General features: G+C 63.9%; 10 protein-coding genes and 2 pseudogenes. 7 read left to right on the top strand and 5 right to left on the bottom strand.

The genetic code is table 11. From position 1 onward, the window contains the following. Positions 1 to 395 (top strand): c-type cytochrome (locus WCB02_RS42365; protein WP_423969088.1); only part of this gene is annotated, 395 nt, incomplete at its 5' end. Between the two features lie 42 nt (positions 396 to 437). On the opposite strand, the gene WCB02_RS42360 is transcribed toward WCB02_RS42365, so the two are convergent. Both WCB02_RS42360 and WCB02_RS42355 read right to left on the bottom strand, forming a co-directional pair. After that, the gene (locus WCB02_RS42360; protein WP_423969085.1) at positions 438 to 1,493 is read right to left on the bottom strand and encodes an Ldh family oxidoreductase; all 1,056 of its coding nucleotides are present in this window, start codon (positions 1,491 to 1,493) and stop codon (positions 438 to 440) included. 72 nt (positions 1,494 to 1,565) lie between these two features. Continuing rightward, positions 1,566 to 1,811, bottom strand: a complete 246-nt coding sequence (locus tag WCB02_RS42355) for an Lrp/AsnC ligand binding domain-containing protein (protein WP_423969083.1) — start codon at positions 1,809 to 1,811, stop codon at positions 1,566 to 1,568. Positions 1,812 to 2,018: 207 nt separating this feature from the next. On the opposite strand from WCB02_RS42355, the gene thiD reads away from it, so the two are divergent. The 3 genes from thiD to WCB02_RS42340 all read left to right on the top strand — a co-directional run bounded on the left by thiD (position 2,019) and on the right by WCB02_RS42340 (position 5,308). Continuing rightward, the gene (thiD, locus tag WCB02_RS42350; protein ID WP_423969081.1) at positions 2,019 to 2,819 is read left to right on the top strand and encodes a bifunctional hydroxymethylpyrimidine kinase/phosphomethylpyrimidine kinase; all 801 of its coding nucleotides are present in this window, start codon (positions 2,019 to 2,021) and stop codon (positions 2,817 to 2,819) included. Positions 2,820 to 2,872: 53 nt separating this feature from the next. After that, positions 2,873 to 4,567 carry a Na/Pi cotransporter family protein gene (locus WCB02_RS42345; RefSeq protein ID WP_423969079.1) on the top strand — a complete coding sequence of 565 codons (1,695 nt, stop codon included), beginning with the start codon at positions 2,873 to 2,875 and terminating at the stop codon, positions 4,565 to 4,567. A 66-nt stretch (positions 4,568 to 4,633) separates the two neighbouring features. Next, complete coding sequence (locus WCB02_RS42340) at positions 4,634 to 5,308, top strand: HAD family hydrolase (RefSeq protein ID WP_423969076.1); 675 nt, start codon at positions 4,634 to 4,636, stop codon at positions 5,306 to 5,308. 98 nt (positions 5,309 to 5,406) lie between these two features. On the opposite strand, the gene WCB02_RS42335 is transcribed toward WCB02_RS42340, so the two are convergent. Next, positions 5,407 to 5,580 carry a GrpB family protein gene (locus WCB02_RS42335; RefSeq protein ID WP_423969074.1) on the bottom strand — a complete coding sequence of 58 codons (174 nt, stop codon included), beginning with the start codon at positions 5,578 to 5,580 and terminating at the stop codon, positions 5,407 to 5,409. A gap of 342 nt (positions 5,581 to 5,922) precedes the next feature. Here WCB02_RS42335 and WCB02_RS42330 point away from each other — a divergent pair, with 342 nt between their 5' ends. The 3 genes from WCB02_RS42330 to WCB02_RS42320 all read left to right on the top strand — a co-directional run bounded on the left by WCB02_RS42330 (position 5,923) and on the right by WCB02_RS42320 (position 8,856). Continuing rightward, positions 5,923 to 6,735, top strand: a complete 813-nt coding sequence (locus WCB02_RS42330; RefSeq protein ID WP_423969072.1) for a UDP-2,3-diacylglucosamine diphosphatase — start codon at positions 5,923 to 5,925, stop codon at positions 6,733 to 6,735. Then, positions 6,735 to 7,799, top strand: coding sequence for a glycosyltransferase family 4 protein (locus WCB02_RS42325; RefSeq protein ID WP_423969070.1), 1,065 nt, complete (start codon positions 6,735 to 6,737; stop codon positions 7,797 to 7,799). Before WCB02_RS42330 ends, WCB02_RS42325 begins: the two co-directional genes overlap by 1 nt. Before the next feature lie 73 nt (positions 7,800 to 7,872). Continuing rightward, complete coding sequence (locus WCB02_RS42320) at positions 7,873 to 8,856, top strand: threonine ammonia-lyase (RefSeq protein WP_423969068.1); 984 nt, start codon at positions 7,873 to 7,875, stop codon at positions 8,854 to 8,856. Here WCB02_RS42320 and WCB02_RS42315 read toward each other — a convergent pair. Next, positions 8,838 to 8,997: pseudogene (locus WCB02_RS42315) on the bottom strand (ADP-ribosylation/crystallin J1); the annotation flags it as partial. The gene WCB02_RS42320 and the pseudogene WCB02_RS42315 overlap by 19 nt on opposite strands. Positions 8,998 to 9,008: 11 nt before the next feature. Continuing rightward, positions 9,009 to 9,201 (bottom strand): annotated as a pseudogene (locus tag WCB02_RS42310) (hypothetical protein); the annotation flags it as partial.

Genomic DNA, 9,201 nt, shown 5'->3' with positions numbered 1-9,201 from the left:
ATCCGGCGCGGCCGGCTTCATGGAACAGAGGCGCCTATCTCGTCAACAGTTTTGGCCATTGCGCCGAGTGTCACAGCCCGCGCAATGTGCTCGGCGGTATCGTCAGTGCGCAGCGCTTTGCCGGCGGCCCCGATCCGGAGGGCGAGGGTTTTGTGCCGAATATCACGCAGAAGGGACTCGCCGACTGGAGCGAGAAGGATATCGCCTATTTTCTCGCCACAGGGCAGACGCCCGATGGCGACAGCGCCGGCGGCTCGATGGTGCGCGTGATCAGGAATCTTTCGCAGCTCGATCCGCAGGACCTCGATGCGATCGCGGAGTATCTGAAGTCGCTGCCGCCGGTCGAAGGCCCGCCGCGGCCGAAGAAGGCCTCGAAGGACGGGGACAAGTCGTGATCGAGAGCGTCACGAGACGAGGTTGAGCCATACGATCGTGACCTATCCCAGTCTTGTCATGCCCAGTTCATCGGCGACCTGATCGAGCCCGCGCATCAAGGCCGGCGCGATCGGAATGCCGTCGCGGGCTCGCGCCTCCCGGGTTTGCTGGCTGCGCTCGCCGGGAACGAAAATCCGCTCCACGCCGGGCATCCGGGCGCTGCCGCGCAAATCGCGCACCAAGGCATCGACGGCGGCCTTGAAGACGGCGATGTCGCCGAAGGCGGCAACATTGATCGCGGCGATCGCCTGACCGGTATTGGTGACGCTGTCGTCGTCATGATTGAAGTCGATCACATCGCTGCCCATCGCGGCACCGCCGAGCGTACCCGCCAGCAGGCCGATAATGACGGCCAGCCCGTAGCCCTTGTAGCCGGCCTCCATGCCCCCGAGCGGCAGCAGCATGCCTTCCTCGGCGCGTTTCGGATCGGTCAGCGGCTTGCCCTCGCGATCGATCATCCAGCCTTCCGGCATCATCTCGCCGCGCAGCGCCTTGGTCTTCACCTTGCCATAGGCCGCGACCGTCGTGGCCATGTCGAGCACGATGGGCTTCTCGTCACCGGAGGGAATCGCGACTGCGATCGGATTGGTCGACAGCAGCAGGTCGAGCCCGCCCCAGGGTGGCAGATGGTTGGCGTTGCCGACCGCGAAATAGAGCCCGATCATGTCGTGCTTGAGCGGCATGGTGGCGTAGAGCGATGCCGGGCCGGCGTGGTTACTGAACTGCGAGTTGACCCAGGCGATGCCGGTGGTGCGGGCCTTCTCGATTGCGATCTCGGCGGCACGCTTCATGATGAGATGGCCCATCCCGTTGTCGCCGTTCACGAGCGCGGTCGAGGCGTGCTCCTGCACCACGCGGATATCGGGGCGGACGTTGAAGCCGCCGGCTTTGATGCGCCTGGCATATTGCGGCAGCCGGCTGACGCCGTGCCCGTCCGAACCTTGCAGGTCGGCCTCCGCCATCAGCGTTGCGACGGTGGCAGCGTCATGATCCGGCAGACCGAGCCGTGTCAGCGCCTCCTGAATGAATGCCTTGAGCCGGTCGAATGGGATGGTCAATCCTGGTGTCTCCGGAGTCCGGTTGCAAGGTGGCGCGCTCGCCCGGGGCGGGATCCCGGGTAGGACGGTCGCCTAGCGCGTGCCGAACGCCTTGAAGGTGATGATGGTGTGGGTGTCCTGGATGCCGGGCAGCACCTGCACCTTTTCGTTGATGAAATGGCCGATGTCGGTGTCCTTGTCGACATAGAATTTGACCAGCAGGTCATAGTCGCCCGCCGTGGAGTAGATCTCCGACGCAATCTCCGCCTCGGCAAGCGCGTTTGCGACAATGTAGGATTGGCCGAGCTTGCACTTGATCTGGACGAAGAAGGGAACCATCGCGATCGTCTCCGGGCGCTAGAGCGCGATGAGCTCATCGCACTTTGGCTTGTTGTCGAGGCATGATCTACCCGGAAAACCGGTGTCCACCCCCCTCACGTGCGGGCAGGGCTGGTCCGGATCATGCTGATGGAGCCCAATAGGCCAAATTTGCGCCGGCAAGGCAAGCCGGCTTGCAGGGCGTGGGTGCTCACGGTAGGACGGGTCATGATCACGCCCGTCGCGCTCACCATCGCAGGCTCGGATTCGTCCGGCGGGGCCGGCATCCAGGCCGACCTCAAGACCTTCGCGGCACTCGGCGTCTACGGCGCCTCGGCGATCACCGCGCTGACCGCGCAGAACACGACCGGCGTCAGCGGCATTCATTGCGTACCGGCGGAGTTCGTGACGGCCCAGATCGACGCGGTGTTCGGCGATCTCGAGGTTGCAGCGGTCAAGATCGGGATGGTCGCCGAACTTGCGATCATCGACGCGATTGCGGCTGGCCTGAAGCGCTGGTCGCCCAGGCATGTCGTGCTCGATCCGGTGGCGGTGGCGACCTCGGGCGATCGCCTGCTGGCGCAAGACGCCATTGCGGCGCTGCGCGAGAAACTCATGCCGCTGGCCTCGATCGTGACGCCGAACCTGCCCGAGGCCGCTTATCTGCTGAACGAGCCGATAGCCGCCAGCGAAAGCGCGATCGAAGTCCAAGGTAGGCGGCTCTTGGCAATGGGGTGTCCTGCCGTGTTGATCAAGGGCGGCCACGGGCAGGGCGCTGACAGCATGGACTATCTGGTGCGCGAGAGCGGCACCATCGCGCTCGCGGCGCCACGGGTTGCAACCAGGAATACCCACGGCACCGGCTGCTCGCTGTCGTCCGCCATCGCGGCCGGCCTCGCCAAGGGCGAGGATCTGGAAACCGCGGTTCGTCACGCCAAGGTGTTCGTCAGCGCTGCGATCGCGGCCGCTGACCGTTTTGCCGTCGGCCGCGGCCACGGACCGATCCATCACTTGCACCGGTTTTATTGATGGTCGTTTGCTGATAGCCTGATCCTTCGATCGTCATTTCGAAGTGAACAATCATGGGAAGCATGGTCCTTCTCGACCTGATGGGCGGCGTAGCACTGCTGCTGTGGGGCCTTCACATGGTTCACAGCGGGATTCTGCGGGCGTTCGGTCCGGATCTCCGCAGGCTTCTTGCCGGCGCCCTGAGAAACCGCTTCGCGGCGTTTGCCGCGGGTCTCGGTCTGACGGCGGTTCTGCAGAGCAGTACGGCGACGGCCTTGATCACCAGTTCGTTCACCGCGGAAGGGCTGGTCGGCCTGGTTCCGGCGCTGGCCATCATGCTTGGCGCCAATGTCGGGACCACGCTGATCGTTCAGGTATTGTCCTTCAACATCGCAGCAGTCGCCCCGGTTCTTTTCATCTTCGGCCTGGTCGCCTTTCGCGGCGGAGCGCACTCGCGCATCAAGGACGTTGGCCGGGTCTCGATCGGTCTTGGCCTGATGCTGCTGGCGCTGCATATCCTGCTGGATACGCTGGCGCCAGCCGAGAATGCTCCCGGTGTCCGCATCTTCATGAGCGCCATCACCGGCGATCCGATCCTGTGCGTTGCCATCGGCGCGGCCCTCACCTGGGCGGCGCACTCGAGCGTCGCCATCGTGTTGCTGACCATGTCGCTGGCCTATGCGCAGTTCATCTCGCCGCTTGCGGCGTTGGCGCTGGTGGTTGGCGCCAATCTCGGCAGCGCGGTCAACCCCCTGTTCGAGGGCGCGCGCCGCGATGATCCGGCGAGTTACCGTCTTCCGCTCGGCAATCTCATCAACCGGCTCGTCGGCGTGCTGCTGGTCACGCCGTTCTTGCGCCCGATCACTGACATTCTGCAGGCGTGGCAACCGGATCTCGCAAAACTGACGGCGGAGTTCCACGTCGCATTCAACGTGGCGACGGCGATTCTCTTCATCGGCCTGCTCGATGGCATGGCGCGGCTGTTGGAACAGCTTCTTCCAAAGCGGATTCAGGAGGCCGACCCGTCGCGGCCGCGCTATCTCGATGACAGCGCGCTGGAGACGCCTTCGCTTGCCCTGACGGATGCCGCACGCGAAACCCTGCACATGGGCGACCTTGTCGAAACCATGCTCCGCAAGGTCATGGCGGCGCTCACGACCAACGATCGTGCGTTGGTCGATCAGGTGTCGAGGATGGACAACAACGTCGACAGTCTCAATGAGGCAATAAAGCTCTACGTCATCAGACTCACGCGCGGCAGTCTCGACGAGCGCGAAGGGCAGCGGGCGATGGAGATCGTTTCCTTTGCGATCAATCTCGAGCACATGGGCGACATCATCGACAAGAATTTGAGCGAATTGGCGACGAAAAAAATCAAGCGCAGGTTCCAGTTTTCGCCGGAGGGCGCGGACGAACTCTCGGCGTTCCACAAGCGAACGATGGACTCGCTTCGGATCGCGTTCGGCGTGTTCATGTCCGGCGATGTCAATGAGGCCAAGAAACTTCTCGCGGAGAAGACGCTGCTGCGCAATACCGAGCTGGCCGCGACCGAGCGCCATCTGGACCGCCTGCGCGAGGGCCGACCGGAGACCGTCGAGACCACATCGCTGCATCTCGATGTGCTGCGCGATCTGCGGCGGATTCATTCCCATATCTGTTCGGTCGCATACCCCGTTCTCGACGCCGCGGGCGAACTTCCGAAATCGCGAACGGCCGACAACGACATGGCCGTGCTTTCCGTGCCGACCGGCAATCTGCAGCCACGCTAGCAAATCGAGCGATCGCCGGAACGCGGCGGTTTGCCATCAGCTCAATCCCGCACAGGTGCAATTGCCGTGAAGCTCATCATCTTCGACTTCGACGGCACCCTCGTCGACAGTCGGAAACTCATCATTGAATCGCATCGTGTCGTGTTCGGCCAGTTCGGATTTGCCCCGCCGTCGGAAGACGAGAGTCTTTCGCTGATCGGGATGTCGCTGGAGCTCGTTCTCTCGCAATTGGCCGGACCGGACGCGCCGGTTGGGAACATGGTCGCGGCCTATCAACACTTGCTGCCGCTGCTTCGGGCCGACGCGGCCTTTGCCGAGGTGCCGTTCGGCGGCGCTGCCGATCTCTTGGCCGAGCTGGCCGGCCACGGTGACGTCCGTCTCGGGATCGCCACGGGGCACGTCTCCAAGGCCGTCGAACCCGCGCTTGAGCGCTTCGGGTGGCTGAACCATTTCTGCACGGTCCAGACCGCCGACAAGGCGCCGTCGAAGCCGCATCCGGCAATGATCCTGCAGGCGCTCGGCGAAAGCGACGTCGATGCCGACGATGCAGTCATGATCGGGGACACGGCGTTCGATATCGAAATGGCGCGCGCCGCGCGTGTCAGCGGCGTCGGCGTGTCGTGGGGCTACCATCGCCCCGACCGTCTCCGGGCTGCCGGCGCCTCGCGCCTCGCAACCGACATGGCCGAGTTGCGCGAGGTTCTGTTTGAGACGATTTCGTCGTCCCGGCGCGAACTGTGATCCCGGCAAACATGTTTCGCCTCGGGGCAGGTCAGCCTGGTTGGGTGTCCCTCGCTGCAAATACGCAGTTTGCGTACGGACGCCGCCCAGATCGCGCTTCAAGGAATGGTGTCCAGGAGACAGGTCGCCGCCACGACGATAGCCCAGTGTTTCAAGGGATCGGGTCCGCTGACCTGGAATGGCGTCAGGTCAACCAGGCCGAGGATGTCGATCTCGGGCTTTGCGGCCAGTTCCGGCACGGCGGTGCTTCCGACGGAATGGATCTCCAGCAATGACGACCCACGAAGGCAGTCAACCGTCCGGCTTCGTGGGCATATATTTGCGGCCACCGCGGATCGTGGGCTTAGCGGACTGGTGAGCGGCCATGCGCCGCGAAACCAGGGGAGGGCGCGCCTGATTCCCCGGAACCGTACGGCCGATGTCTCCTGATTGTCGTAATGCACTGATATTTTCGATCAAGGCATTGTGACGCACGATTCGATGCGAGTGCCGAAGGGGGATGGCGCGTCAAACATCCGGAATCTGGACCGTGATACCTTGAGGTGGCGATCGGTCGGATTTCCTGGCGTGAACAGTCATCGATTTGTCATCTGAATCTGTGTAGGTGCAGGCGCATGGGAAGCGATGCTGTAAGTGAAGAAAGCCCGGAGCGGCACTTTCGCACTTTGTTTATCTCCGACGTCCATCTTGGAGCCCGTGGTTCACAGGCCGGTCTGCTGCTCGACTTTCTCCGCAGTCATGATGCCGACACCATCTATCTGGTCGGCGACATCGTTGATGGCTGGGCGCTGAAGTCGAACTGGTATTGGCCGCAATCACACAATGACTTCGTGCAGAAGATGCTGCGCAAGGCGCGCAAGGGCGCCAAGGTCATCTACATCCCCGGCAATCACGACGAATTCCTGCGCAACTATTACGGCACGCATTTCGGCGGCATCGACGTGGTCGAAAACATCGTCCACGCCGGGGTCGACGGACGCCGCTACCTCGTCATTCATGGCGACGTGTTCGATCTCGTGGTGCAGAACGCCCGCTGGCTCGCCCATCTCGGCGACAAGGCCTACGATTTCGCCATCCAGATGAACCGCTTCGTCAATTTCTTCCGGCGCATGTTCGGCGTGCCGTATTGGTCGCTGTCGCAATGGGCCAAGCAGAAGGTCAAGAACGCCGTCAACTATATCGGCGCGTTCGAAAAGACGCTGGCCGGCGAGGCGCGCCGTCATGGCGCCGACGGGGTGATCTGCGGCCACATCCACTACGCCACCATCCGCGACGAGCAGGGCATTCGCTACATGAACTGCGGCGACTGGGTGGAGAGCTGCACCGCGCTTGCCGAACATGAGGACGGCCGGTTCGAGATCATCACTTGGACCGATCCGGTCAACCGGGCATCCGCCGTTCCGCGGGTCGCCGCGCGCGCCGCCTGATGCGCATCCTGGTCGCGACGGACGCATGGCACCCCCAGGTCAACGGGGTGGTACGGACGCTCGCGATGATGGCGGAGGCGGCAAAGAGGCTTGGCAGCGAGGTCAATTTTCTTACCCCGGAATCGTTTCGCACCTTCGCCATGCCGAGCTATCGCGATCTGCGAGTCGCACTGCCGCTCCCCGCCAAGGTTGCCCGCTCGATCGAAGACAGCCGGCCCGACAGCATCCATATCGCGACCGAGGGGCCGATCGGAGTTTTGGTCCGGCGCTATTGCCGCAAGCACGGCTTGCCGTTCACCACGAGCTTCCACACCCGCTTTCCGGACTACGTCTCGGCGCGCGCGCCGGTTCCGGAATCCTGGGTCTGGGCGACGCTACGCTGGTTCCATGGCGCCAGCGACGCCGTGATGGCGGCGACGCCGGCGCTCGCCAGTGAGTTACGTGCGCGCGGCTTCCGTAACGTCGTGCTGTGGTCGCGCGGCGTCGATGCCGCCATGTTTCGTCCGCGCGACGTCGATCTCTGCCTGCCGAAGCCGGTGTTCCTCTGCGTCGGGCGGGTCGCGGTGGAAAAGAATCTGGAGGCCTTTCTCGAACTCGAACTGCCCGGCACCAAGGTGATCGTGGGCGATGGACCGGCGCGCGCGGCCCTGGAACAGCGCTATCCAGACGCCGTGTTCCTGGGATCGCTGCAAGGCGAGGCGCTGGCGGCGGTCTATGCGTCCGCCGATGTGTTTGTGTTTCCGAGCAGGACCGACACGTTCGGTCTGGTGCTGCTCGAGGCGCTTGCGAGCGGCCTGCCGGTCGCGGCTTTCCCGGTGACGGGGCCGCGCGACGTCATCGGAAACGCGCCGGTCGGGATTTTGCACGACGATCTGCGCAGGGCCTGCCTTGCCGCGCTCGATATCCCTGCGGAGGCTTGCGTGGCGTTCGCCGCCCAATATACTTGGGAAGCCTCCGCGCGCGCTTTCATCGAGCAGATGGCCCTGATCCAGGCCGTCGATGCCGAGAGCAATGATGGCGATCAGGTGGATTTCCTGCCCGAGCATCCCAGCTTCGTCGCCTAAGATTTGGGCCGTGATCGAGCTTGTGATTCGCCTTGGCTTGCCCGAGCCCGAAGGAACGCGGTAAAAGGCATGGATGACCGAACCATCCCTTTCCGTAAGCCCGGCGGATATCGAAGCAGCCGCGCGCACGGTCGCCCCGTTTGCGGTGCGGACGCCGCTGTTGTCCTTTCCGGTACTTAACTCCCGCGTCGGCGCGACGGTGTTCCTGAAGCCGGAAATGCTGCAGCGGACCGGCTCGTTCAAATTCCGCGGCGCGTTCAACAAGCTGTCGTCGATCCCGCAGGCCGCCCGGCGTGGTGGCGTGGTGGCGTTCTCCTCCGGCAACCACGCCCAGGGCGTCGCGGCCGCCGCGCAAATCCTCAATATGCAAGCGACCATCGTGATGCCAAAGGACGCGCCTTTGTCCAAACGCGAACGCACCAAGGCCTATGGCGCGGAAGTCGTGCTGTATGATCGCGACCGTGAGGATCGCGAGGCCATTTCGCGCGATATCGCGACCAGGCGCGGCGCCACCCTGGTCAAACCCTATGACGATCCCCTGGTGATCGCCGGTCAGGGCACGGCAGGGCGCGAAATTGCTGAGGACATGGCGGCGCTCCGCCTCGCCCCGGACATCGTGGTCGCTCCGGCTTCAGGCGGCGGCCTGATCGCAGGGGTTGCGACGGCGGTCAAGGCGCGCTTCCCGCAAGCAAGCGTGATCGTCGCCGAGCCGGAAGCCTTTGACGACCATAGCCGTTCGCTGCGCGCGGGACAGCGCGAGCCGCATCACGCCGAAGGCCGCACCATCTGCGACGCGCTGATGGCGACGATCCCGGGCGAACTGACCTTCGCCATCAACGGCAAGCTGCTCTCGCACGGCGTCACCGCCACGGACACGGAAGTGGGGGCTGCGGTTGCCTTCGCGTTCCGCGAATTGAAGCTGGTGGTCGAGCCGGGCGGTGCGGTCGGCCTTGCCGCGCTGCTGGCGGGCCGCATCGATGCCGAGGGCAAGACCGTCGTCATCGTTCTGTCCGGCGGCAATGTGGACGCGGATCTCTATGCCAAGCTGATTGCTTGAGCTTCCGTGAGCACTGGATAGAAGATCGGCTGGTCGGGCAATCGCAGCGGAAAAGCTCGCATGCCGGTCTTGCCGGATCAATTCAAGCTCTTCGGGCCCCACCGGCCGCCAAAGCGTCGCGGTCGCTTTGTCTGGCTCCATTGACGATCGATCTATGAGAACAACGCGATCTTCTCGGCCTGGCTCATGCGCCGGATCGGCGACAGCGGGTCGTTCGCCGGCGTCTTCGACTGCAGGAGGCCGTTGGCGAGGATGGTCGAACCCAGGGATGGAGCAGGGGAAGGGTTCGAGGAAAGGTTGAAGGAGGGTCCAAGGGACGGTCTGGCCGATGGCTCAGGCGAAGGC

The sequence above is a fragment of the Bradyrhizobium sp. genome, assembly GCF_049581145.1.
Taxonomy (GTDB): domain Bacteria; phylum Pseudomonadota; class Alphaproteobacteria; order Rhizobiales; family Xanthobacteraceae; genus Bradyrhizobium.
Note: the sequence above shows the minus strand (reverse complement) of the source record. Positions and strands in the feature narration are given on the sequence as shown.

What these genes read in the sequence shown, in the direction of transcription:
- WCB02_RS42355 (WP_423969083.1), bottom strand. Translation starts at nt 1,811, where the DNA reads ATGGTTCCCTTCTTCGTCCAGATCAAGTGCAAGCTCGGCCAATCCTAC.
- thiD (WP_423969081.1), top strand. Translation starts at nt 2,019, where the DNA reads ATGATCACGCCCGTCGCGCTCACCATCGCAGGCTCGGATTCGTCCGGC.
- WCB02_RS42345 (WP_423969079.1), top strand. Translation starts at nt 2,873, where the DNA reads ATGGGAAGCATGGTCCTTCTCGACCTGATGGGCGGCGTAGCACTGCTG.
- WCB02_RS42330 (WP_423969072.1), top strand. Translation starts at nt 5,923, where the DNA reads ATGGGAAGCGATGCTGTAAGTGAAGAAAGCCCGGAGCGGCACTTTCGC.
- WCB02_RS42325 (WP_423969070.1), top strand. Translation starts at nt 6,735, where the DNA reads ATGCGCATCCTGGTCGCGACGGACGCATGGCACCCCCAGGTCAACGGG.
- WCB02_RS42320 (WP_423969068.1), top strand. Translation starts at nt 7,873, where the DNA reads ATGACCGAACCATCCCTTTCCGTAAGCCCGGCGGATATCGAAGCAGCC.